Genomic DNA, 23,546 nt, shown 5'->3' with positions numbered 1-23,546 from the left:
ATCCTCTCATTTTTCGTCGATACGCTTCCTTTTTATAATTCTTTCGCGCGCTCAATGGCGCGTTGCCTAAACGTCTGCATTTCTTTAGCTAACGATTCCTTAACGTGTTTTTGATTGAAAATGGATTGCTTATTCTTTAAAACTTGGCGCCCATTAATCCAAACTGAATCAACATTAGAGGCGTTCGCGCTATAGACAATCGCCGAATACGGGTCATGAATCGGGAACATATTCAAAGAATCGGTCTCAATTAAAACAAGATCCGCCTTCTTCGAAACTTCTAGCGATCCAATTTCATGTTCCATCCTTAATACTTTAGCCCCCCCGATCGTTGCAAGCTTCACTATCTCTTCCGCCTTAAACAATGAACGGTCCTTATAATGCGTTTTTTGGGCATAGACAGCCGTTTTCATTTGGGTGAAAAGATCGAGTGTATTTCCACTACTTGGTCCGTCTGTTCCTAATCCAACAGCCAGTCCGCTCGCCACCATTTCTTTAACTGGCGCGATTCCTTTGCCCGCTTTCATATTTGAGCCGATGCAATGGGCCACACGCGTCTGTTTCTCACTCATAAGCTTCATATCTGATTCGTTTAAATGGATACAATGTGCCGCAATCAATCGATCACTTAAAACCCCGATAGAATCTAAATATTCAATGGGCGTCATTTGATAGTTCGTTCTAAATTCCTCCATCTCGTAATCCATTTCCGCCACGTGCATCGTTACCAGGGCATCATATTTAACTGCCAACTCGTGGGCGGCCTGTAAGGCCCACGCTTCATTGGTGTTTGTCGCATGAGGGGCAATAATCGGAGTAACGAGTTCGTGTCCTTGCCACTCCTTTATAAAATTTTCACCGTAGGCCAATCCGCCATAAGGAGCCGTAGTATCACATGTTGCGAAGTTAATAACCGTCTCTCCTAATACGCCGCGCATTCCTAATGCTTCACACGCCTTAGCGACTTCCTCTTCAAAATAATACATATCTAAAAAAGTCGTGACCCCACTTTGTTGCATCTCTAAAATTCCATACTGGGCTGCATGATAAACTAACGAAGCCGTCATGCACTCATTTTCAAGAGGAAAAAGATAGCGACGTAATCGATCCGGACAATCATCGCCTAATGAACGAAACGGAATCATCGAAACATGGGCATGGGTATTAATCATCCCCGGCATTAAAATGCCTCCTCGCGCATCGATCACTTCATCTGCTCTCTCTAGTAACGTCGCATTCGCTTCCCCTACGTAGGCAATCCGTGTCTCCTCAATGAGCACCATCCCATTTCGATAAGTAGTTAACTGTTCATCCATCGTTAAAATCCAAGCATTTTTTATTAATGTTCGCATTCAAACACCCTCCTTAAAGAAAAATATCCAATACATCTGCATTGGATATTTTTTTATTTTATTTCATTAACGGTTAATTAAACGATTCCATTGATCAATCCAGTTATTTAATAACGGGTTAACAAATGAGTAATCAATCGTACGTGCATTTTGTGCGACTTCACCATACGTTTTATTTTGAGCCACTTCTGCTGATAACTCTACATTTTTATTGGTTGGCGCCTCATTTAACGTCACCGCTGTTTTTTCTTGTAACTCTTGACTTAAACGCCAGTTCACATATTCATAAGCTAATTCTTTATTTTGAGAGTTTTTATTAATATCGATAGTATTAAAGTTAGCGTATGTTCCTGACGCTGGAACAACAAATTCAACCGTTGGCTGTGCTTGTTCAATCGTTGGGATAGCAAAATCTCCAACAACCGCAACAGCGATTTCTCCAGATGCAAACATATTCGCTAAGTCACTTGATTTCGCATACGTTTTAACGATGTTTGGTTTTAAGGCTTCTAATGCTTTAAATGCGGCTTTTCCTTCATCTGATTCAATGTTTCCTTTTGCGTAATCATTTGCAACATAAACCATGGCTGGTCCAAATGTCGTTGTAATATCAGGAATTGAAATTTTTCCTTTTAATTTTTCATTCCATAAATCTGACCAATCATTAATTTCAAATCCAACTGCTTCTTTATCATAAATAATTCCGATACTATTAATCACATACGCAGCTCCAGCTCCTGATTCCGCTAATTGTTTAGCTGGATCAATTAAAAACTCAGCATTCGGAATTTTTGAGTAATCGATTTTTTCAAATAATCCTGCGTCATATCCATTCGCAGCTGCCGACTGTGATAATTCCATAATATCTACCGCCGCGTTTGGATTATTTGCTAATTTGGTATAACGCTCGTTTGTTCCTCCCACTTCTAACACAAGTTCGCAATCAAACTTTTCTTCAAAAGGAACCTTAACTTCTTTCTCCCATACTTCTTGACTTAATCCCCATGTTGAAACAACTAATTGCTTTTTAGAAGACTCGTCTTCTGACTTTCCTGAACATCCTGTCATCACTGTTGTTAAAAGTAATGCTCCAACTAATAATTTCCATTGTTTTTTCATTGGTCTAAACTCCTTTTGCGCATTAAACTAAGACGATTTTGTTTGATGGTAAGTGTAAAATAACTTCATCATTCACTTCATAACCTTTTGGTCCTGCATGATTTACGATGATTTTTCCAACTGCTGTTTGAACTTCATATTGATAACTTTTTCCTAAAAACGTGCGAACTTCAACCGTCCCTTTCACACAGTTTTCTCCCACTGTTTCAACAACTTCGATATCATCCGGACGAATCGTTCCAAGTGTCATGTCTCCTTCTTTTACTTGATCCACTTTAAACATCGTTTCCTGACTTAAAAAGAGCTGATCTTGGTGATGTTTCATCGGAATAAAGTTTTCAAATCCGATAAAGCGCGCGACAAATTCGGTCTTTGGTCGTGCATAAATATTTTCTGGTGTATCGTATTGTTCAATAACCCCTTTATTCATGATAGCTACTCGATCCGAAATCGCAAAACACTCCTCTTGATCATGCGTTACAAACACAGTCGTAATTCCTAACGACTTTTGAATACGTTTAATCTCAACGCGCATCTGAAGACGAAGCTTCGCATCTAAATTACTTAATGGTTCATCTAATAATAATAATTTAGGTTCAATAACTAAAGCGCGGGCTAAAGCGACACGCTGTCTTTGCCCCCCTGAAAGTTGTTTTGGTAAACGATCTTTATACTCTAACAATCCACAGACTTCTAACATCTGATTAACTTTCTTCTCGATGTCTTGCTTATTCATCTTACGAAGCTTTAATCCAAAAGCAACATTATCTTTAACTGTTAAATGAGGGAATAATGCATAGCTTTGGAATACAAGACCAAAATTACGTTTATGAACAGGAGTTTTTGTAACATTATCGTCATCTACTAAAAACTCTCCATCCGCTATATCAATAAAACCGGCGATCACTCGTAACGTTGTTGTCTTCCCACACCCACTTGGACCGAGTAAAGACACCAATTCGCCTTCTTTCATTTCTAAGTTTAATCCTTTTAAAATATCATTTTTTCCGTCATATGTCACACGAATATCATTTAATTCTACGAATGCCATGGTCTTCCTCCTATTTCGCTAATGAGTTAATTCCTAATGTCTTTTCAACGATAAACATAATTACAATCGTGGCTACCATTAATAAAACAGATACGGCAGAAACCGTTGGATCATAATAATATTCAATGTAGTTCATTAAAGCCGTTGGCAAGGTTGAAATACCAGGACCTGTTAAGAACATCGAAACCGGAATATTATTAAATGAATTAATGAAAGCAAGTAAGAAGCTTGAAATGATCCCACTTGAAATATTCGGTAGAACGATTTTGAAAAATGTAGTGAACTTGTTACATCCTAAACTCCAAGCGACCTCTTCAATTGAGAAATCAAATTGTTCGAGTGAAGCCCCTACAATTCGGATAATATAAGGTAAGACAACTAAGAAATGTCCAAATAATAATCCTTGAAAAACGGGAAGCTGAAGTTTAATCACTAAAAATTGAAATAAGGAATACCCAATTACAATTCCTGGAACAATCGTCGGTGATAGAAAAAAGCTCTTTAATAACTTCTTCCCTCTTAGCGAATAACGCGACATCGCATAGGCTGCAGGAATTCCAATGATGAGCGCAATAAGTGTCGATATAAATGCAAGTTTAAAACTTAAAGCAAACGCATCAATAAATGTTTTTGAACTTAAGGCTTTAATAAACCAATTAAACGTAAAGCCTTTAATGGGGAACGAAATCGTATTCTCTGTTCCAAAGGCTGTGACCGTAATAATCAATAACGGAAAGAATAAAAAGATAAAAACCGCAAGGGAAATAAAGGTTAAAAATTTGTTTTTACGCATCTAACTCACCTCTCTTATCTACTTTTGCGGCAATCACATTTAATCCTTTCATCACGATTAGCGTGGTGATAATCATAATCGCTGCAATGACACTCGCACCTGTCCAATCATTTAAAGACATCGCGCGTTGATAAATGAGGGTTGGTAAAACAAGGGTTTTATTTCCTCCTAAAAGTTGTGGCGTCGTATACGCTGTTAGCGATCCAGTGAACACCAACACAGCACCTGTAATCATTCCGGGAACACTCATCGGTAAAACGACTTTCATAAAAGCAATGAACCGATTGGCGCCAAGACTTTCCGCTGCTTCCATCATGTCATTATCGATGTTATCCATGACACCGACTAACGTCATAATCATAATGGGTAAGAATAAATAAACGGTTCCGATAATCACAGCAAACTCTGTGTATAACAAACTCATCGGTTCATCAATCCACCCAAGGTTCATGAGGCATTGATTAATCACACCATTTTTTCCTAAAATATTAATCCATGCAAAACTTCGCACAACCGAGTTCGTTAATAATGGAAAAATAGAAATTGCGATTAATAATCCTTTCCACTTTGATGAACAACGTGAAATAAAATATGCGGTCGGTAGCCCAAGTAGCGTACAAACCAAGGTAGTAATCAAGGAGATTTTCAGCGTTCGATAAAATATTTCTAAATAGTAATCGTCTTTAAAAAAGTTGACATACTGATTTAAAGAAAATTCATGGCTAAACACTGTTGGCCATAATGTTGCGCATAGGGGCAACATTAAAAATAATAAAAGCAAAACAAATCCTGGAACTAATAAAACATAAGCTGAATTTTTCTTCATGTTGTTACCTCCTTGCGATAGAACACCGTCCCCATGTTCTATCTCTTCTCATAGTCCGATTTTTTACGGAAATCGGGTAGAAACATACGCACCTTATTTGCGTTATATATGAAAATAACCTTGATAACCGCCATAATTATACCAAATATCCCTTCTAAATGATATTTTTTTGTCATTTTTGGTATAAAGAAAGGGTTTTTTATCTAAAAAATAAAAATAATGTCTTATTTACAGAACTTCCTTCCCGTGAAAAACCGCTTATTACTAAATGGAACAAGGATAAGCGCTATTCACTTAATCACGGCAATTAAGATGGCTTTTCATTTTAAGACACCCTCTCCCCCAAAAATATTCACACAAAAAAAAGTCTCTCATCCTTTCGTGAGAGACTTTTTAAACGTTGCTTTTCTTATAGTAATTCAATGTGATCCATATCTAATTTATATTTCACGTCTTTTCGTTCAACGATGACGTTGATTTTTTGTCTTAAGGTTTCATCTTCCATTAACTTCGTAATAAGTTCCCTTGTCGGATTAATGGCAAATGGTGTTCCTACTGCGCGAAACATCGTTAAATCCCCAGTGGTATCCCCATAAGCAAAACTTTGACTTAAATCAATATCATACTTCGCTTGAAGTTCATCGATTGCTTTTTGTTTACTTACCGCATCCCACATCGGAATCACATGGCCGTTATAACGTCCCGCTTCATCCGTTTCATAAATCGTTCCGCGATAATCATCCATTTTATATTTATTTGCCATTTTACTCACTAACTCATAAGGTGATCCAGAAATCGCGATCACAATATGTCCTTGCTCTTTATGCCATTTCATTCGTTCGCGTGAGAACGTATAAATTCGATCCCCTTTTTGATTAATCACCTTTTGAGCCACATGCTCAATATGTTCCTTACTCACCCCTAGAATCGCTTGTTTATAGGCGTCCACCATTTTAAGTAAGTACTCATCATAATCCCCTTCACGACGATCCCATTTTAAATAAACAGGCTTCACTTCATGATGCCAGACTTCTTCTTCAATCAGTTCATATTTAATAATTTTTTTAAAAACCTCGGTAATTAAACCTTCACGATAAATCGTTCCGTCAATATCAAAAAATGCAGCAATTCGAGACATGTGCAACACCTCCTACTAATTTTTAAAACCATTGAATCTTACCTGACTATTATACAATTATTTACATCTAGAAACAAATTCATACGCTCATCCATTAAATCCCTTGTTTGTTCCTAAACAAATGTAACTTCTATAGTTTATTAAAAATCATCGACTCTCATGCTAAAAATACACGACTCTTTGCCAAATCTTAATAAAAAAAGCTTAAACAATCGTTTAAGCCTCTTTATCTGATGAATTTGAAACAACTAGTGGGGGTTCCTTTGTCCCCGCTGATAAGAGTCGTTCGATTAAAGAGTTCACAACCCCTCCACCGCGACTCACTACAAGCCCTGTCACAAATTCACCAATATACGGACATGCCATATCCATTCCAACCGCTTCGAATAAGTCAAATGGAACACACATACAAACCGCCACACTTAAAACAATGGCTCCAATTTTTTTATAACTAACCTTACCGTTTTTCTTAACAATCGTATTAAATGTTTCAACCGCCGATTCTACAACAACAGAAATAATAATTAAAGGTACTAAGTTCATCCCTAACTCCCCCTCTATCGATCAAGGCCCCCATGATATCGGATTAAATTCCTTCACCTCTTTACATCTATATGTCCAAAAATGTCCTTTTATGTTAGATGGGTGGACGGAATATAAATTTTAACGCGCTCAATGCGTCGATCTTTTACCTCATCGATTTTGAATACGAAGTTCTCATACGTCACGGTACACGTCTCACCTTCATTAGGAATATAGTTCATTTGTTGTAGTAAAAAACCTCCAAGTGTTTCATAGTCTTCTCCCTCTTGTGACAAGTTTAAGTGCAACTTCTCATTTAAGTCCTTAATACTTATCAACCCGTCCACAAGATAAACACCTTGCCCGATTTCTTCAATCACCGCATGATCGTCATCGTACTCATCCTCAATCTCTCCCATGACTTCCTCGATTAAATCCTCGATGGTTACAATGCCTGAAAAGACACCATATTCGTCAATTAAAAAGGCGAGATGCGTTCTCGATTTTTGAAGTTCTTTAAATAGCTGATCAATATTTTTACATTCGGGCACAAAATAGGCAGAATGAAGCAGCGGTCTCACTTCTACATGATCAAATCCAACGCGATAGGCTTCTTTTAAAACGTCTTTTAAATAGAGCACCCCAACGATTTGATCCAATTGATCTTCATAAACAGGAATGCGCGAGTAATTTTCTTCTAGTAACTGTTCGATGGCTAACGGTTGATTCACATTAATCATATAAACCTCTGTCCGTGGGGTCATAACTTCTTTGGCTAATTTATCATCAAACTCAAAAATACTATTAATCATTTCCTTCTCAATTTGATTAATGACGCCGTGTTCCTCGCCCGCATCAACGAGCGATTTTATTTCTTCACGAGACACTTTTTCTTCTAATTTCTCATCGTTTAGTCCGAAGAGTCGCAAAACAACATTCGTTGAAAAAGATAACCATCGAACAAAGGGCTTGGCCAGTTTTGAAATTAACACAATGGGCTTAACTGCAATCATCGCCAATTGTTGTGACTTTTGAAGCGCAATTCGCTTAGGAACCAACTCCCCTAAAACAAGGGTGATATAGGACAAAAGAAGCGTCATGACAACGACGGAAACCCATTCCGCATAAGGAAATCCAAAGCTAGCTAAATAAATTCCTAACCGCTTTGAAATCGTGGTCGCTGCGGATGCACTTGAAAAAAAACCAGCTAGCGTAATCCCGACCTGGATGGTCGATAAAAACAAATTAGGTTCTTCTAATAACTTCAACAACGAAAGGGCCCTGCGATCCCCACTCTCTGCTAATTGTTTAATGCGGGTTCGGTTAACAGAAACAATCGCCATCTCTGCCGCCGCAAAAAAGGCATTTAAGACAGTCAAAGTGAAAATTAAAATAACTTGTAGCGTGAAGCTCATCGGTTCGGGGTCCATAACATTAATCTCTCCTCTAATTAATACAGCTACCGATTGCGGATGGCTTTTCGGTAGAATAACTATTTATTGTTCTAATGTATTATATTCCCGCCTCACAAAATTGTCCCTCAAACAAAAAAATCCCTATCGGAAACTCACAACAAGTGTCCATAGGGAATGATGCGTTACCCTCGAAGTGGCAACCACCTCATTACTAACCTGTCTCTAAAGGTTAAAAATCAAATTTATGCCTAAACGTGTCGTACCAGTCCGTTGCCCACTGTTGCTCCTGACAGAGCGCTAGAAGTTCATGTTCATCGTTAATGCCCCGTTCCGTAATGAGACGATGCGTTTCTTTATTCACGATTAACCCATTATCAATCTGATCCGCCAACTCCTTGTAAAGGGCATAACTTCTAATATGGGAAAATTCACAGGTTCTAACAACAAGTGGTTTCCCAGTTAACTCATCCGACTTAATTTTATACTTCGTTCTTCGTTTCTTTTTCAATCCCTTACGTGCTGCATTCAGAGTGTAATCATACTCGATTCGTCGCAATTTCACCGTTGGACAGGTATTAATCGCTTCATAGTATTGTTTAGACGCCTCCAAATTGGCGCCTTTTTTCCCTACCCCATTTTCCTCAATATTTTTAGCCAGATGCTCAAGTACCTTATACCCACGAACATATTCCTGGCCGTCGAACGATTGTTTAAGGCTATCTGGAACACAAGCGACGAAGTAACGGGCATTCTTTTTTGTCGTTCGTAAAATACTATGCAGTTTCTCTACCTTAATCCACATCCAACCTTTACTATCAATAAGAACCCCCTCTTGCCAGGCGCGTTCAAGTTCAGTTTGAACCTTCCGACTAATCTGGCCTTCCATGACAGGGTTTTGATACTCCACCTCTTTACCTTTTAAATAGGTTGTGAGCTCATATTTGGGTTTAATGGCTAGTCCCTCCCCACCATTTGTTGATACAAATCATTGAGTTTCGCCATCGCTGCCGTTGCCTGTTGATGAGAACAAAAATCGGGATGAATCACTTTAGAAATTTGTTCGCGCCACGCCTTAGCCGCCTTTTTACTACTAAAATGAGACGCATTAACCCCCAATTTTTTCAATCGGAGTTCTCCATCAAGTTCAGTTAAATAGAAAATATACTCACTCGCCCGTGAATTAAAATAGCCCGCTTCGGCTTCCTGCTTAACGTCCCCTTTTAACGAATGAACACATTCACCCGTGGATAACTGTTGCAGCTTTTCAACCTTCTCGCGAAACTCACAAATTGAATCTAATAATCCTTGCCAACTTCGACCCGACACATGAAGTTGACTCCATCCTTCTTCTTTAATCTGTCCCCGTACTTCATTAAAACTTCCTAATTTCTTCAATTCCTCTAAATCATTCACTTTCAACCAGTCCAAAAACATTCCTCCTTTAGTTTAACCCGCACTTTTAACTCCTCATCACCCTTAACAACTTGATTAACCTCACCACGCAACTAAACCCCTACTAAACTTTATTCCAGCAACGATCGCCTCAGAACATAAGTGTCCCGTTTTATAAACTTTTTCACAACTTTCCCCCGCTTAAGCGTTGATCCCTCCTCTTTCTTAAACCACCGATCCTGTTTCAATAGTATAGGGGCACACGAGAGAGAGGAGACACGTAAAAGCATCAAAAGATATCGTTTGCTCCCCGTGAGCCTACCCTTTTTCAACACAGGAGGCAAAGACATGCTCCCATAAAAAAAATCATCCAAAACGGATGATTTTTTACATGTAATCTAAATGAATATGCAAATCTCGAATCATAAAATGGCTTTTTCCTGCAGCCTTTGGCCCAATGATCACTCGATAATACGACTGATCACCACTCACCGAATTCATCGCAAGAAACTGTCCACTCATATAATGCCAATTTCCATGGGCCGTACTTTTGATACTATGTTCAACTTCTTGCACACGCCCTTCTTCCACATATTCAAGCCCAGCCCGGATGCTATCCTCCTCCATGCCTAAATAAAAGAATGAAACGGTGACTACATCTCCAACAGCGAGGGGCGCCAACTTAACTTCTAGCACATTTCCAAATTCCCCTTCATCAAACACTTCTAAGAGTTGGCCCTCTTCGTGGTATATCCACCCCTCGTTTCCTTTTTCCTTAAGTGGCGACGACAAACTATTGATATACTCTGATTGATGATGGAACAAATAATCTTTTCCCCCTTTACATCCAACCAATGATTGGCGATACAACAAGGTATTCGTTGTCATAAAATCGACGCCCATCTTCATCAATTCTTGCATCTTTTCATTTAAATCTACCGTCCAAGTCGCCACTAATACTCCCTGTTGATGGGCTTGATGGACTAACTTTTGAGTTACCTCTTTATAACGACAACTAATCGCCATTTTATACTTGGCACAGACTTTAATATTTTCCTCGTTGAGGTGTGCCAACCACTGTAAGGTCATCGCTTCCTCAAGTTTACGAATTTGCACCAACGTCTTTTTCGAAAAAGAAATAATGATGACTTGATGAGCATCGCCCCACTGCTTAATCAGACGAATCAATCGTGAAATACTAGACTCCTCGATTTCTTTCACCTCAATAACTGGTACAATCCCCCACGACTTACAGACGTCTAAATATTCTTCGAGCGTTGGGAGTTTAAGAGATGGATAGCGTTGAATTTGATGGCCGGATATGATGGTTAATTGTTGAAGTTCCTTTAAGGTGTAGTCACTAATTCTTCCAACACCATTCGTCATTCCTTCTAGGGTTGAATTATGTAAAATAACAAATTCCCCATCCTTCGTTTCATGAATATCACACTCTGCGCCATAATAGCCATAGCGTCCCGCAAGTTCATACGCGGGAATCGTATTTTCAGGAGCAATCGAACTTAGTCCCCGATGGGCAATCAGACGTGTTTTAGCTGGAACATGAGGCTTTGGTTGAGGCACGATATCTGAGCGGGATTTTCGCGTCTCACTTTTCACCTCGACATAAAAAAAGACCCATCTTTCTTCCCCGCCCCCTTCTTCTATTAATAATTCGCATAAAAGGGGGACATTAAAGTTAACAAAATGCTCCGTTAACGTTAAAAGAATGGCTCCATTTTTAGCGGGAGAAAGGTTACAACTTTCGAAAACGGGTTGGTTATTCGATTGCACCCCTTCTACCCGAACGCGACAATTTTTCAAATTGACGATGTGTTCGTCCTGAATTAAAACCACCTCTAATACACATAGGTCTCGCGTAAAATCAAGCGTTACCTGTCTTTTTTCACGATCGGATAAATCGAGTCGCACAAATTTCTTATACATCCGGCATCTCCCCTTTATTGATACACGTTTAAAACATAACGTTCTCTATCTTATATATACCCACTTTTGTCCATGTTGTGACAAAAGATCGTCCATCTTCATCGCATGAATGACTCCTTAACGGAAATACTATCATTGGGTGTTAAACAAGTGAGGAGGATGTAGGCTATGCGAGATATCAGTGCTTTAAAAGGGAAAATTTTTAGGCATTTTAAAGGAGATTTATACCTCGTTGAAGACGTCGTCAAACATTCTGAAACGCAAGAGTTAATGGTATTATACCGGGCCCTTTATGGGGATTGTGGACGCTTTGTTCGTCCCTATGAAATGTTTGTAGAGAAGGTTCCTAATGGGAAAGAAAATCCAACAGGGCAAACCTATCGATTTGAGCTCTATACCGTTTCAAGCATAAAAAAATAAATCTATTGATCGCTCAATAGATTTATTTTTTTATTCCTTTAACGTCTCTGCTTTTTGTTTCGCCTCTTTTTTCGTTGGCAGGGCCACGTCCTTTTCTAATAAATAGTTTTGGATAAATAATTTATGTGAAATAGACATCACGGCCGAACGTAAAACTTCTGTTTCAAACGTAATCGTTGTCGCCGAATTAGGTTCAACTGTTTCCCGTGTTCCAAAAACGTATTGCAATGCCTGCTCTAACTCGACACAGAAGAAATCATAGGCTTGTTGGATCGGATAGAGGTTCGTTTGAACGGTAATCATTTGACAGATTTCTGTTAAGCTATAAACTTGCTTAAATAAACAAACGACAATCAGATAGGCCAAATGATTTTCTGTATATCGTCTCCCTACTGGCGGTCTTACGACGCGTTGCTTTACATAATTATTCAGCATGGTTGGAGTTAATAGTTTTTCATCTCTATTTAAATTTAGGGGTCCTAACAACTCCTCAATATAAGCAATCACCTGATCCTTATAAAGAGGAATAGTCGGTAATTCTTCATATCTTGGACAATGAAATTTTAAGATTTCTTTATGTTCCATGCAGCTTCCCATCCTTTTATTTGAAGATTGGGTGTTTTTTTATGACTTGAATTGCTACACATCCGGGACCTCCCTGTGCGGTGAAGACCGGAGTCAGTAACATGATTTCAGTTTCTACACCTTCTATTAATTTTTTTACCATTTGTTCCGCCTCTTTAGCAAGTTCTTCATGACATGCATGAGAGATATAAACTTTATAGTCTTCATTCACACCTTTTGCTAATAAATCCTCGCTAATCGCCTGAATCGCCTTTTTAAAGGTTCTTTTTGTTGAAAATTTTGTAAGACGTGTGGCATCTTCAGAAAGCGTCATAATGGGAACTAATTTAACGAGTCCTCCAATTTTTCCTACGAGCGGTGATAATCGTCCACCGCGAACAAGGTATTCAAAGTCCTGCGGAATTAGGAATGAGGTTGAGGTTTGAATAAGGGCCTCGATCTCATCAACAATAAGAGATTTTTTCATCCCTGTCTTCGCTAATGCGACGGCTGTTTCTACTAAGTAACGATGAGGTCCACATAAGGTCTTTGAGTTAATGACTGTGATTTGGTCCCCGTGGTCAACCATTGATTTTGCCATGCAGGCAGATTGATACGTTCCTGATAATCCGTCGGCTAATGAGATATTAATGATTTCCTCATCTGGGTATTGTTCATACATGTCGACTACTTCACCAATTGCGGGTTGTGATGAGCTCGGAACATGCCCCTCACCAATTAGTCTTACCAATTCAATTGTTTCTAACTGTTCAAATTCTTTATATGACTGCCCGTCTACTAGAACAGATAATGGACGCACGTCAAACCCTAACGATTGCGCCTCTCTTGTTGAAAAAAGTGTTGATGAATCCGATACAATCCTTACCATAAAAACCCCTCCATATTCAATAAAAAGCTGCAGACACCGCCTATTTGGACGAATAAGTGGAAAGCAATCGTCCTAGACACATGAAATGTGTTGGTGCGGTTGCCACACTTAATCGGACAAATGGTGTCTAAAGCTAGATTCAATAAAAAGCTGCAGACACCGTCTATTTGGACGAATAATTAAAACTCCATTACCCCCGATATCCTTCGCCACGCCATCCTGTTGTACAACCTAACCGTGTAACGGGCCCCTACAGCTTCAATTGGTATCCATAACAGACAACATTTGTTGAAAAAGATAACCCATGTTAAATGCTATAATCTATTAATTAATCTATATTATCTAGTTTTAAATACTATATAACTTAGATTACCATTAACCACTTATAAAGTCAACGGGTCTTCATCATCTTCCCTAAAAAAAATCACGGGCTTTATTCCCGTGACTTTAGCTATTTAACCCTTAAATTTCTTCCCTTAGTTGACGTACAAGATCGACAGGTAACCCGGTTTTACGTGAAATCGTTTCATCATCTAAAATATCTAATAAATTCTTAGCAATTTCTAAATCGCGTTGCATCTTTCCTTGTTCGATTCCCTGTTCTATTCCCTCGTCACGTGCTGTTTGTAGCCGGCTCGTTTCATCAAGTAAGGCCTTTAAGCGGGACTCGTAGTATAAACGGTATTTTTCATTACAGCTTAAGACAAGGAGTTCGTCCTTTGCCTCGCGAATCGTTTCATGTTGATGCGCCAGCTCATAGCTCACTTGACTTTCGGGATGTTTAATAAATTCAAGCCAAGCCTCCAATTGTGTTTTTATTTCTCCCGCATCTTGAATATCTTTGATTTTATCTAGTTCAATGAAATGAATTTCTAAAAGATCACTGAGTTGTTCATTTCGTTCGCGTTCCTTTAAAACGTAACAACTATGGTATTCGGCGGTATCAAGCAAGTCAAAAGATAAAAGATTAATACACACTGTTCGTTCTAATTTCTGATAAGGATTCCCACTCTGAAGTTGCCCGGAAAACAAACGACCCCAATAAAACAAACTACGTTCAATCATATTCCTCTCATCCGCCACCTGAACCTCAACATTTATGAGCTCCCCTTTATTGGTCGTCGCTAAAATATCTAAAGTGCCGAGTTTATCGTCTTTATATTGTTTATCAAGTGTCCGATCCTTAAAGGTAATTGAAGTAATTGGTTCATCTGGCATTAAGACAGCGTTTAAAAATGAGATTAACAGTTCTGGTTTTTTCTAAGCCCTACTATTGGAGGATAGCCAAGAGCTTTCGCTACTTGGCGCAGGGAACCCAAGCCCTAGCAGTTGAGGATATGTACGGGCTATGCCTCGTACGCCAGGGAACCCGTTCCCAAACAGTCCCTTGAACACAAAGTCCATGGTCGGTGGTAATAACACAGGTCCATTCCCTACTAGTTGAGGATAGCTAAGAGTTCGTTACACTCACTACTTAGCGCAGGGGACCCAAGCCCTAGCAGCGGAGGATATATTTACTTCGTAAATGCTAGGGAACCCCCCACGATTTGGTAGACGGCGATGGTTAGGGTGATGAAGGCGATGTTAAGGATTAGGCATCTGGTGTATCGGTTGGTGATGGTTGGATCAAGTCCTAACAGGCCGATCATGATTGCAAGGCTGGCTAGTCCGAGTTGAACAATGGTTGGTGTTCCCCCGACTCCTATGAGCAAAACTGCGAATCCCCCAAAAAATAATTGTGCTTTTTTTAATTCGTTCAAAAAACTCTCCCCCTTCTCTCTTGTTATAAAGACTTCGATGGATATTAAAATGATTCTACTTACTTTTAAAAAGGGGACCTAATAGATAGGCGACCACGGCACAGAGGAAGACCCAGAGTCCAAAATGTAATATTTGATGGCGCACTATATTGACGACATGATGACATCTTAAAAAGTACATCACTCCTTGATCAAGGGTATAGGTTAAACAGAAACAACTTATTAAAAATAAAATCGCTCTTGATTTTCTCTTCATTCTCTACTCGCTCTCCCTATCAATGCTTTATCTCCTTGAAATGTATCATATTCCTGTCTATATTCCTACCCCTTTGTGCTAACTGGTCAATAACTGTTGCAGTTTGGACAAATTAGACCAAGTCTAAACCAAAACCACCCTCTTTTTTCCCCTAACTATTCAACTCATCTTGACAACCTGGCCCGTTAGAATTAAACTAAAACGATATTTTAATCGGAAGGAATGGTGCACTTGAAACAAGTTCAAACGATAACTGATATACTTTACGGAACTTTTGAGGTAGAAGCTGTTTTGGGCGAGCTCTTAACGTGTGATGCTCTCTTAAGACTGAAAAATATCCATCAAGGAGGTGGCGCATTTCTTGTCAATCAAAATTGGAGCACGACGAGGTATGAGCATAGTGTCGGCGTCATGCTTTTAATCCGACTTTTAGGGGGAACACTTGAGGAACAAATTCTCGGGCTTCTCCATGACATTTCACACACGGCCTTTTCGCATGTAATCGACTATCTCATGGAGGAGGCGGAAGAAGATTACCATGAAAAAATTTACGAGGAAGTGATTGAGAGTTCACAAATCCCTTCTATTTTAAACAAATATGGAATGGACGCTAAAGCTCTTCTAACCATGAATAGTCTCCTACTCGATAGCCCGCTTCCTAATCTTTGTGCCGATCGCATTGATTACACCTTAAGGGACCTATTTCATTGCAAATTTATTAATAAAGATGAAATCCATTCGTTTATCAACGCTTTAACGGTAAAAGACAACGAGATCTGTCTCACTTCTCAATCGATGGCTGAGTGGTTTACTAAAGTTTATTATCGTGAGGTCATTGACTTCTTTATGGATCCCCTAAATATTTACGCCAATGATGCCCTGACGCGTCTATTAAAGCAAGCCCTCAAAAAATCTGTGATTACCCTTGAAGACTTCAAACGAGATGACGCATGGATTCTTGATAAAATAACCGCAAGCCAAGACCAGGACCTCCTTCAACTCCTGAAACAGATTAATTCCCACGTCATCCTCATCGAAGATGACTCCCAGTATGATATCTATCGTAAACCTAAACCACGAATGGTAGATCCCCTTCTATGCATAGACGGGATGGACCCTGTCCCAATCAGTACAGTATCGACAGAAATACAGCAATTGATTAAGGTAGCCCTCAAAAAATTACATCGCGGAACCTACTTAAAAGTGATTCCGTATTAAAAGATAAAGACTCGTCCAACAATTACGACGAGTCTTTATCTTTTACACCTATTCATACATTTACTTCGTAAAGCCCTACCAGCGGAGGATAGCTATGAGCTTCGCTACATAGCGCAGGGGACTTAAGCCCTAGTGGTGGGGGATTGTTCGCCTTGCTCACTGCTAGGGGACCCCCTAGCAGTTGAGGATATGTACGGGCTATGCCACGTACGCCAGGGGACTTAAGCCCTACTAGTGGAGGATAGCCACGAGCTTCGCTACTTGGCGCAGGGAACCCCCTACTTATTTGTTTTGATGAGTTTGAGGGCATCTTTTAGTTTGATTGGGTTTCCGTATCGGAGGGTTGCCATGCGATAGATTTTCGTCGCCGTGTAGGCCACGACTATTGTTGAAAGGATTAGTAAAATAAACGATATGCTGATTTCTAGGAAGGATACGCTCCCCATCGCAAATCGCGTTGGCATGGTCATAAATGAACTAAATGGAATAAATGAGGCAATTTTCATCGCGGAACTTTCAACGTCTCCCATTCCAAACATCGTGACAAAGAATACGATCACAAAGATCATGGTAATTGACGTGATACTCGAACTCACGTCCTCTGTTTTTGAAACGAGTGCTCCGAGCACACCAAAGATAAAGGCATAGAATAAATAACCTACTCCACCAAAGAAGGCAAAGATGATTAGGATATCATGCGGAATATCAAAAATTCCATCTAACATCGAATTCCAGGCCCCTTTATTCACTTGATAGGCAATCATTCCTGAAGCAATCATCAATCCAAATTGTATAAAACTTGCTAGGGCCGCAGCGATCACCTTTCCACAGATTAAACTCGTTGGATGAACACTTGTCACTAAGATTTCAATCGCTCGATTACTCTTCTCACTCGTTACTGATGTTGCAATCAATTGACCATAGGTAATGATCATAAAATATAGACCAAAAACGAGCAAATATGTATACGTATAATTATAAATTCCGTCTTTGCCTAAAATAGTCGTTTCTGACGTAATCGGAGCATTATAAGAACTTTCTAACTCCTCAAAATTCAACCCATGTTTAGCTGCATAATTCACACGATTAATCAATGATAACATCTCTGAAAAAATGGCCTCATTCGAATCACTAAACGTAGAGTTTTGAACAATGTAATCAAAGTTAGTAGAACTGTGCACAACAAATCCACCATCAACTTCTTCCTTCACGATTAAGTTCTTCATCTCATCTTCACTATCCACGCCCACAAATTTCACAGATGGGAAAAACTCAGCTAAATAATCCGAATGAATCCATTGACCTTTATCTAAAATCGCCAAATGAGATTGTTCCTCATCACTTAAATCTTCCGCTTTTTCCTCTGAAGACGTCTCCTCCAATGAAGGAATCCATTGACTCATATCAAAGACAGACGGGAGCGACAGACCGACAATCAATAAAGCGGAGACAAGAATGGTTGTTAGCACGTAGCCCTTACTTTTAAAATAGTGAGTCAGTTCAAAATATAAGACGGTTAAAAACTGTTTCATGCCTGATCACCTACCTCTAAGACAAAAATATCCGTTAATGTTGGTTCATAAATCGCAAACTTTTCAATATCGACATCGGTTGTTAACAGCGCCGATAATAAATCATTTTTCGTTTGATTGTTTATTAATTGTAAGACAAGGAACTCTTTTTTCATCTCGAAGACGTTGACTAAATCAGCAAGTTGTTCTTCACAGATCGCCTTTAAGTCGCTTAAAGAGTAGTTATTCGCACTTAAAATGAGTCGATTTTTTCCAAACTCTTTCTTAATGGCTTTTAAATTACCGGTTAGTGCAACCTCACCCTTGTTAATAATCGCTATTTCTTCACAGAACTCTTCAACGTATCCCATTTGATGAGAACAGAAAATCACTAACTTATTTTGCTGAATAAGTTCATTTACAACGTCTTTAAGAACTTGTGAATTAACTGGATCAAGTCCGCTAAACGGTTCATCAAGAATGACAATCTCAGGATTACACGTTAACGTCTGCGCCAATTGAACCTTTTGCTGATTCCCTTTCGAGAGCGTTTCTAGCTTCCTATTTTCATACCCTAAAACGCCTAATTTCTCAAGCCATTTCTTAGAACTTTGGATCGCCTCTTTTTTACTCATTCCCCTTAGCATCGCTAAGTAGACAAGTTGTTCTAAGACGTTCTTCTTCGGATAAAGTCCTCGTTCCTCAGGTAAATATCCAATTTGATGCTCACTCGGCTTAAACGGTCGGTTGTCTAATAAAATTTCTCCTGAATTCGCCTTAAAGACATCCATCAGAATCCGAATCGTCGTTGTTTTTCCTGCACCATTTCGTCCTAATAAACCGAGTGCTTTCCCGCTTTCCACCGAAAACGAAATCCCATGAAGAACTTCAGTCTCCATAAAACTCTTCCTTAAATTTTTAACCTCTAACCTCATACGCCCTCCTAAAATGTTCTTTTAACATCTTTTAGCTCCGTCTTAACTAATTGAAAAAAGTAAACATATTTTGTATCTACCTTTTCTTTTTAGAATCTAGGCTAAGACCAATAGCAACACCTAAACATAATCCGATAGCTATTTGATTTAATACTACACCAAAAATCAGCCCTATTCCTATAAAGATTGGAAAGTAATAACTATGGCTGATTTTTTCACCCGCATCTTCTTTAACACAGATTTTTTTCAAGGTCATTCCCTCCCTAATAAATTATTAACGATAAGAATGATTATATCACACAAAAAAACCTATTTACACCATTTTATTCCAACTGAGCAAGATAGAAAGCCAACTGGGCATTATTTATTATCATCTTCAGTTAAAATCCATCATTTGATGGATGAAGCTTTGCCTCGCCCCGTACCGAGAAATCGCGTAAAAAAAGAGCTTATTATGAAGTATAATAAGCTCTTTTTTTCTGCTCTTCACTAACATCGGAAATTTATTTAATTTTCTTTAAACGGCTTAATTCTTTTGGTTCTTTGGGTTGGTGAACAAACCATAAACTCGTACTGTTCGCTGATAACACCGCAATCGCGAAGCATACCATTGATAATTGTTTCAGTAAAGCTAATCCGATTTTTTTCATCTTTTCTTCCCCTATTCCGGGATGGCAATTAAAATACTCAAATGAAATTCATTCTCTGAGTGATTGATTACCATCTCTCCTCCATATTTATCTACAATGTATTGAATACTTGAAAGACCAATCCCGTGTTCCTCACGATCGGTCTTCGTTGTTTGAAGGCGATTGCCAACCATTTTAATCTCATTTACCTTAGAATTCACTAATTTAAATACCATAAAGCCATTCATAACTTTACACATCATATCGATATACTTCTCTTCTCGATCCTCCATCCGTTGACAGGCCTCGATGGCATTGTCGAGCGAATTCGCAAACAAGGCACAAATTTCAACATCTGACATAAAATCTAACTGACTAATATTAATTTGGTCATCAAATTCAATTCCGTATGCCCGACACAGGTGGAGTTTTTCACTTAAAATAATATCAAGTGCTTTATTTCCTGTATATCGAAACGTTTCAAATTCCTTGACTTGCCCCTCCAACTCGCTAATATATGCCTGCATCTCTTCTATCGTCGGCAAGTGCTTTAGACAAAGGAGATGGTTGTGCAAATCATGGTACACATGACGTAAGCGTTGATGAGCTTCCTCCATCCGACCATATTGTTGATAACTCGTTTGCATCAGTTTATTGATGAGTTCCACTTCAGACCGTTGCTTCTCATTTCTTATAATCACATTGGTAATAAAAAATAAGGACCCAATAGAGAAAAGCATCAATACGGTAATCAACATCAGTCCCATTAGACTATATCGCTCATCTGCTGGGCGTGTAAAGTTATAACCATAAATCGCAAATAAACTTACTAATGTAGCCGTTACCGGAATCCCGATTAAAAAACTTTCTTTTAATTTAAAATTAAAGGACGGTTTACCCTTGTGCAAAACAATTAAACTCAGAATCATAAGCGATTTCGAAACAATCATGGCCTGTCCTCGAAATACAGGAGTACCAATCACTAAGGTCATATCTTCTAAATGATAAAACACAACTAGCACAATGACTGAAATTAACTCGTACGCCATAAGAGCTAAATAAAATAACAACGCTACGATGAAACTATTTTTTAAAGAACCTTTGTACACCCCTTTAAACACAAAGATGCTCGCAACAATCATCCCCACCACCCGCGTATTGGGATCGATGGACACAATATCAATAAGCCCCATGGCTAAAAACGAGAGCATAAAAAGTTTTATATTCCTTTTGAAAGGGACCGTCGCGTGTCCCAGGAAGTTGGCCGCTATTAAGAAAAAGCCCCAATCCATCCCAATCGTTACGTAATCTATTATCCGCCACAACGTTTCTTGACTCATCATCATTGATCTCCTAATAATTTTAACATAGATAGTTTTAAGTCGCGTATCCGATGTTTACTCACAGGAACCTCCTCTTGTTGAATGCGAACCGCATTCGAAAGTAACCGATCAACATGTACTAAGTGAATGAAGTAACTTTTATGACTTCTAAAAAACGGATAGCCACTCAGCCTTCGCTCAAGTTCCGATAAACTCATTCGAATCTCATACGTGCGATTCAACGTATGAATCAAAACCCCAGGCTTTTTCGTCTCAATATATAAAATTGATGGAATATCAATTCGATAAAGGACTCCCCGATTCTGAATAAGTAAATGGGCATCCTGCCTTAACAATCGCTCCTCAATACACGACATCACATGCTTCAACACTTTTTTATCGTCCAATGGCTTTAGCAAATAGCGATAGGCACGAACGACGTATCCCTCCTGCATAAACTCCATCAACGACGTTAAAAAAATAATATCCACAGTTGAATCAAACGAACGAATTTCCTTCGCTGTTTCAATCCCATTTAATTGCCCCATGGTAATATCCAATAACAACACATCTAAAGATTGTGGATAAGAGGCTAATAACTCTTCACCTGATGAAAACTCATAAATCTCATAGGTTAACTCATACATTTTTAAATATTTTTCAACTAACTGTCGCGTCTTTAAACGGACACGTGCTTCATCATCACAAATACCAATTCGAACAATCATCCCATTCTCCCCTTATCCTCTCCTGTTACTCTACATATTCTAACATATTTCGCTTTCTGTGGCTACCTGTTCTATTTAAACAAAAAATCCCTTCTTTCGAAGAGATTTTCTTATTCTTTCTATTAAAAGAAACGATTTCATATCCGCAAAAACGTCCACTTCTATTTAATCCTCTAATACCCCACCTTCAATAACAAGATTATCCACATCAGCTGCTTCCCCATAAACAGGCGCTAACGTCTGTTCATACGCCTCATGGAAAAATTGTTCCTCACCTAACGCCTTAATCTCATCATTGATCCAATCTAGCAACTCTTTATTATCTTTATTCACCGCCGCTGCAATCGTATCAATATTACCTAAACTCTCCACTCCGACACTAAAGCCCTCATTTTCAAGCGCCCAAGCTAGAACCTCCGTATTATCCGTCGAAAGTGCATCCCCGCGCCCATCTAATAAAGCCCCATACGCTTCCGTATACTGATCAAACTTCAACAAATTAACTTCTGGATGATTTTGTGTAAAATACGTCTCCGCCGTTGTTCCCTTACTTACAATGAGCGTTTTGTTAGCGAGTTGCGATACATCTGTAATCAGTGCACGATCAGGAGAAACAACACCTAGTGCCACCTTCATATAAGGGAGCGTAAAGTTTACCTTTTCGGCGCGTTCTTCTGTTACCGTGAAGTTCGCTAAAATAATATCTACTTTGTTTGATAATAAATATTCTACACGACTAGCCGCCTCAACAGGTACATATTCAACCTCAACCCCTAAGTCCTTAGCTAATCGGTTTCCAAAGTAAACATCATATCCTTGATAATCCCCATTGGCATCCACGTAACCGAATGGTTTTTTATCACTAAAGACCCCTATGACTACTTTTCCACTCTCTTTAATTTCGCTTAATGAACGAACATGGGAATCATCCTTTCCACAAGCTGCCATAAGACCGAGACAAAAAACAAGACTTAAAATGCCTAATATTCGCTTTTTCATTTTCCATCCCCCTCTGATTCAAACGTAAACAGATTTAAAAACTGTTTGACACGTTCCGTTTTAGGACAAGTAAAGAAACTCTCCGGATCATTTTCCTCAATGATTTGCCCTTCGTCCATAAAAACAATTCGATGAGCAATAGCCCGTGCAAACTGCATCTCATGTGTCACAATGACCATCGTGCTTCCCTCTTTCGCCAACGATAACATGACATCCAAAACCTCACGAACCATTTCCGGATCAAGCGCCGCCGTCACCTCATCAAATAATAAAATTTTCGGTTGCATACAAAGCGCACGTACAATGGCGACCCGTTGTTTTTGCCCACCTGATAATTCCCCCGGATAAGCATCCTTTTTATGAAGTAACCCTACGCGTTCAAGCAACTGTAAAGCTTCTTCAACCACCTCCCTTTTAGGACGCTTTTGAGCTTTTACAGGACCGAGGATAATGTTTTGTAAAACATTCATGTGTGGAAAAAGCTCATAGCTTTGAAAGACCATCCCAATCTTTTGCCGCACCCGGGAAAGATCCCCTTTTTGATGACTAATTTGTTCACCTTCAAGCAAAATTTTTCCTGCCTGAATATCTTCTAATCCATTGATACAACGAAGTAACGTACTTTTTCCACAGCCTGATGGTCCCAAAACAACGACGACCTCTCCCGGATTAACCGAAAGAGAAAGCTGACTTAACACAGTGTGATCGCCATACTTCTTCGTCACTTCTGACAATTGTAATATGGGTTTCTCCATTTAAATCC

The 23,546-nt window shown here is 39.1% G+C and carries 25 protein-coding genes and 1 riboswitch; of the genes, 2 read left to right on the top strand and 23 right to left on the bottom strand.

Annotated elements, in window-relative coordinates; translation table 11 throughout:
- Positions 1 to 32 precede the first annotated feature (32 nt).
- The 11 genes from VXM77_RS02185 to VXM77_RS02135 form a co-directional block, all read right to left on the bottom strand.
- Complete coding sequence (locus VXM77_RS02185; protein ID WP_161831046.1) at positions 33 to 1,352, bottom strand: amidohydrolase; 1,320 nt, start codon at positions 1,350 to 1,352, stop codon at positions 33 to 35.
- 66 nt (positions 1,353 to 1,418) lie between these two features.
- Positions 1,419 to 2,471 carry an ABC transporter substrate-binding protein gene (locus VXM77_RS02180; protein WP_161831045.1) on the bottom strand — a complete coding sequence of 351 codons (1,053 nt, stop codon included), beginning with the start codon at positions 2,469 to 2,471 and terminating at the stop codon, positions 1,419 to 1,421.
- 22 nt (positions 2,472 to 2,493) lie between these two features.
- Positions 2,494 to 3,522, bottom strand: a complete 1,029-nt coding sequence (locus tag VXM77_RS02175) for an ABC transporter ATP-binding protein (RefSeq protein WP_161831044.1) — start codon at positions 3,520 to 3,522, stop codon at positions 2,494 to 2,496.
- 10 nt (positions 3,523 to 3,532) lie between these two features.
- Complete coding sequence (locus VXM77_RS02170) at positions 3,533 to 4,315, bottom strand: ABC transporter permease (protein ID WP_161831043.1); 783 nt, start codon at positions 4,313 to 4,315, stop codon at positions 3,533 to 3,535.
- Positions 4,308 to 5,141, bottom strand: coding sequence for an ABC transporter permease (locus tag VXM77_RS02165; RefSeq protein ID WP_161831042.1), 834 nt, complete (start codon positions 5,139 to 5,141; stop codon positions 4,308 to 4,310). The genes VXM77_RS02170 and VXM77_RS02165 overlap by 8 nt, the downstream gene beginning before the upstream one ends.
- Positions 5,142 to 5,172: 31 nt before the next feature.
- Positions 5,173 to 5,273, bottom strand: a riboswitch (purine riboswitch).
- A 277-nt stretch (positions 5,274 to 5,550) separates the two neighbouring features.
- On the bottom strand, positions 5,551 to 6,279 hold the full coding sequence (locus tag VXM77_RS02160; RefSeq protein WP_161831041.1) for an HAD-IB family hydrolase: 729 nt from the start codon (positions 6,277 to 6,279) through the stop codon (positions 5,551 to 5,553).
- A 216-nt stretch (positions 6,280 to 6,495) separates the two neighbouring features.
- Positions 6,496 to 6,822 carry a hypothetical protein gene (locus VXM77_RS02155; RefSeq protein WP_161831040.1) on the bottom strand — a complete coding sequence of 109 codons (327 nt, stop codon included), beginning with the start codon at positions 6,820 to 6,822 and terminating at the stop codon, positions 6,496 to 6,498.
- A gap of 89 nt (positions 6,823 to 6,911) precedes the next feature.
- Positions 6,912 to 8,231, bottom strand: a complete 1,320-nt coding sequence (locus VXM77_RS02150; RefSeq protein ID WP_161831039.1) for a hemolysin family protein — start codon at positions 8,229 to 8,231, stop codon at positions 6,912 to 6,914.
- A gap of 214 nt (positions 8,232 to 8,445) precedes the next feature.
- Positions 8,446 to 9,123, bottom strand: a complete 678-nt coding sequence (locus VXM77_RS02145; protein WP_161831038.1) for a hypothetical protein — start codon at positions 9,121 to 9,123, stop codon at positions 8,446 to 8,448.
- A gap of 47 nt (positions 9,124 to 9,170) precedes the next feature.
- Entirely contained in the window at positions 9,171 to 9,644 is a 474-nt protein-coding gene (locus tag VXM77_RS02140) for a hypothetical protein (protein WP_262950744.1), read from the bottom strand.
- 351 nt (positions 9,645 to 9,995) lie between these two features.
- A complete protein-coding gene (locus VXM77_RS02135) occupies positions 9,996 to 11,552 on the bottom strand; it encodes a glycerophosphodiester phosphodiesterase family protein (RefSeq protein WP_161831036.1) in 1,557 nt (518 codons plus the stop codon).
- Positions 11,553 to 11,720: 168 nt separating this feature from the next.
- On the opposite strand from VXM77_RS02135, the gene VXM77_RS02130 reads away from it, so the two are divergent.
- Positions 11,721 to 11,972 (top strand): DUF1653 domain-containing protein, encoded by a 252-nt coding sequence (locus VXM77_RS02130; RefSeq protein ID WP_161831035.1) that lies wholly within the window; start codon positions 11,721 to 11,723, stop codon positions 11,970 to 11,972.
- A 30-nt stretch (positions 11,973 to 12,002) separates the two neighbouring features.
- Here VXM77_RS02130 and VXM77_RS02125 read toward each other — a convergent pair whose 3' ends face one another.
- The 4 genes from VXM77_RS02125 to VXM77_RS02110 form a co-directional block, all read right to left on the bottom strand.
- Positions 12,003 to 12,557 carry a DUF1836 domain-containing protein gene (locus tag VXM77_RS02125; protein ID WP_237658871.1) on the bottom strand — a complete coding sequence of 185 codons (555 nt, stop codon included), beginning with the start codon at positions 12,555 to 12,557 and terminating at the stop codon, positions 12,003 to 12,005.
- Positions 12,558 to 12,573: 16 nt separating this feature from the next.
- Entirely contained in the window at positions 12,574 to 13,425 is an 852-nt protein-coding gene (locus VXM77_RS02120; RefSeq protein WP_161831033.1) for a DegV family protein, read from the bottom strand.
- 462 nt (positions 13,426 to 13,887) lie between these two features.
- Positions 13,888 to 14,667 carry an Rpn family recombination-promoting nuclease/putative transposase gene (locus VXM77_RS02115; RefSeq protein ID WP_262950751.1) on the bottom strand — a complete coding sequence of 260 codons (780 nt, stop codon included), beginning with the start codon at positions 14,665 to 14,667 and terminating at the stop codon, positions 13,888 to 13,890.
- A gap of 272 nt (positions 14,668 to 14,939) precedes the next feature.
- Positions 14,940 to 15,185, bottom strand: coding sequence for a hypothetical protein (locus tag VXM77_RS02110; RefSeq protein WP_338506805.1), 246 nt, complete (start codon positions 15,183 to 15,185; stop codon positions 14,940 to 14,942).
- Positions 15,186 to 15,672: 487 nt separating this feature from the next.
- Here VXM77_RS02110 and VXM77_RS02105 point away from each other — a divergent pair, with 487 nt between their 5' ends.
- The gene (locus VXM77_RS02105) at positions 15,673 to 16,659 is read left to right on the top strand and encodes an HD domain-containing protein (RefSeq protein ID WP_262950746.1); all 987 of its coding nucleotides are present in this window, start codon (positions 15,673 to 15,675) and stop codon (positions 16,657 to 16,659) included.
- Positions 16,660 to 16,937: 278 nt separating this feature from the next.
- On the opposite strand, the gene VXM77_RS02100 is transcribed toward VXM77_RS02105, so the two are convergent.
- The 8 genes from VXM77_RS02100 to VXM77_RS02065 form a co-directional block, all read right to left on the bottom strand.
- Entirely contained in the window at positions 16,938 to 18,191 is a 1,254-nt protein-coding gene (locus tag VXM77_RS02100) for an ABC transporter permease (RefSeq protein WP_338506803.1), read from the bottom strand.
- A complete protein-coding gene (locus tag VXM77_RS02095; RefSeq protein WP_338506801.1) occupies positions 18,188 to 19,105 on the bottom strand; it encodes an ATP-binding cassette domain-containing protein in 918 nt (305 codons plus the stop codon). The genes VXM77_RS02100 and VXM77_RS02095 overlap by 4 nt, the downstream gene beginning before the upstream one ends.
- Before the next feature lie 76 nt (positions 19,106 to 19,181).
- Complete coding sequence (locus tag VXM77_RS02090; protein WP_202618692.1) at positions 19,182 to 19,355, bottom strand: hypothetical protein; 174 nt, start codon at positions 19,353 to 19,355, stop codon at positions 19,182 to 19,184.
- A gap of 253 nt (positions 19,356 to 19,608) precedes the next feature.
- On the bottom strand, positions 19,609 to 19,755 hold the full coding sequence (locus VXM77_RS02085) for a cyclic lactone autoinducer peptide (RefSeq protein ID WP_161831027.1): 147 nt from the start codon (positions 19,753 to 19,755) through the stop codon (positions 19,609 to 19,611).
- Positions 19,756 to 19,766: 11 nt separating this feature from the next.
- Positions 19,767 to 21,077 carry an ATP-binding protein gene (locus VXM77_RS02080; RefSeq protein WP_338506798.1) on the bottom strand — a complete coding sequence of 437 codons (1,311 nt, stop codon included), beginning with the start codon at positions 21,075 to 21,077 and terminating at the stop codon, positions 19,767 to 19,769.
- Positions 21,077 to 21,784, bottom strand: coding sequence for a LytTR family DNA-binding domain-containing protein (locus VXM77_RS02075; RefSeq protein ID WP_338506796.1), 708 nt, complete (start codon positions 21,782 to 21,784; stop codon positions 21,077 to 21,079). Before VXM77_RS02075 ends, VXM77_RS02080 begins: the two co-directional genes overlap by 1 nt.
- 165 nt (positions 21,785 to 21,949) lie before the next feature.
- The gene (locus VXM77_RS02070; RefSeq protein ID WP_320101440.1) at positions 21,950 to 22,783 is read right to left on the bottom strand and encodes a transporter substrate-binding domain-containing protein; all 834 of its coding nucleotides are present in this window, start codon (positions 22,781 to 22,783) and stop codon (positions 21,950 to 21,952) included.
- Positions 22,780 to 23,538, bottom strand: a complete 759-nt coding sequence (locus VXM77_RS02065; RefSeq protein ID WP_161831023.1) for an amino acid ABC transporter ATP-binding protein — start codon at positions 23,536 to 23,538, stop codon at positions 22,780 to 22,782. Before VXM77_RS02065 ends, VXM77_RS02070 begins: the two co-directional genes overlap by 4 nt.
- Positions 23,539 to 23,546 lie beyond the last annotated feature (8 nt).

The organism is Turicibacter sp. KK003, assembly GCF_037014675.1.
Taxonomy (GTDB): Bacteria; Bacillota_I; Bacilli_A; order MOL361; family Turicibacteraceae; genus Turicibacter; species Turicibacter faecis.
This window is presented reverse-complemented; position numbering and strand designations above follow the sequence as displayed.

Bases quoted from the DNA above. Each gene is read 5' to 3' on its own strand.
- VXM77_RS02175 (WP_161831044.1), bottom strand. From the start codon at position 3,522: ATGGCATTCGTAGAATTAAATGATATTCGTGTGACATATGACGGAAAA.
- VXM77_RS02160 (WP_161831041.1), bottom strand. From the start codon at position 6,279: ATGTCTCGAATTGCTGCATTTTTTGATATTGACGGAACGATTTATCGT.
- VXM77_RS02065 (WP_161831023.1), bottom strand. From the start codon at position 23,538: ATGGAGAAACCCATATTACAATTGTCAGAAGTGACGAAGAAGTATGGC.
- VXM77_RS02100 (WP_338506803.1), bottom strand. From the start codon at position 18,191: ATGAAACAGTTTTTAACCGTCTTATATTTTGAACTGACTCACTATTTT.
- VXM77_RS02135 (WP_161831036.1), bottom strand. From the start codon at position 11,552: ATGTATAAGAAATTTGTGCGACTCGATTTATCCGATCGTGAAAAAAGA.
- VXM77_RS02155 (WP_161831040.1), bottom strand. From the start codon at position 6,822: ATGAACTTAGTACCTTTAATTATTATTTCTGTTGTTGTAGAATCGGCG.
- VXM77_RS02070 (WP_320101440.1), bottom strand. From the start codon at position 22,783: ATGAAAAAGCGAATATTAGGCATTTTAAGTCTTGTTTTTTGTCTCGGT.
- VXM77_RS02095 (WP_338506801.1), bottom strand. From the start codon at position 19,105: ATGAGGTTAGAGGTTAAAAATTTAAGGAAGAGTTTTATGGAGACTGAA.
- VXM77_RS02165 (WP_161831042.1), bottom strand. From the start codon at position 5,141: ATGAAGAAAAATTCAGCTTATGTTTTATTAGTTCCAGGATTTGTTTTG.
- VXM77_RS02185 (WP_161831046.1), bottom strand. From the start codon at position 1,352: ATGCGAACATTAATAAAAAATGCTTGGATTTTAACGATGGATGAACAG.
- VXM77_RS02120 (WP_161831033.1), bottom strand. From the start codon at position 13,425: ATGGTAAGGATTGTATCGGATTCATCAACACTTTTTTCAACAAGAGAG.
- VXM77_RS02130 (WP_161831035.1), top strand. From the start codon at position 11,721: ATGCGAGATATCAGTGCTTTAAAAGGGAAAATTTTTAGGCATTTTAAA.
- VXM77_RS02080 (WP_338506798.1), bottom strand. From the start codon at position 21,077: ATGATGAGTCAAGAAACGTTGTGGCGGATAATAGATTACGTAACGATT.
- VXM77_RS02180 (WP_161831045.1), bottom strand. From the start codon at position 2,471: ATGAAAAAACAATGGAAATTATTAGTTGGAGCATTACTTTTAACAACA.
- VXM77_RS02125 (WP_237658871.1), bottom strand. From the start codon at position 12,557: ATGGAACATAAAGAAATCTTAAAATTTCATTGTCCAAGATATGAAGAA.
- VXM77_RS02170 (WP_161831043.1), bottom strand. From the start codon at position 4,315: ATGCGTAAAAACAAATTTTTAACCTTTATTTCCCTTGCGGTTTTTATC.
- VXM77_RS02085 (WP_161831027.1), bottom strand. From the start codon at position 19,755: ATGAAAAAAATCGGATTAGCTTTACTGAAACAATTATCAATGGTATGC.
- VXM77_RS02075 (WP_338506796.1), bottom strand. From the start codon at position 21,784: ATGATTGTTCGAATTGGTATTTGTGATGATGAAGCACGTGTCCGTTTA.
- VXM77_RS02150 (WP_161831039.1), bottom strand. From the start codon at position 8,231: ATGGACCCCGAACCGATGAGCTTCACGCTACAAGTTATTTTAATTTTC.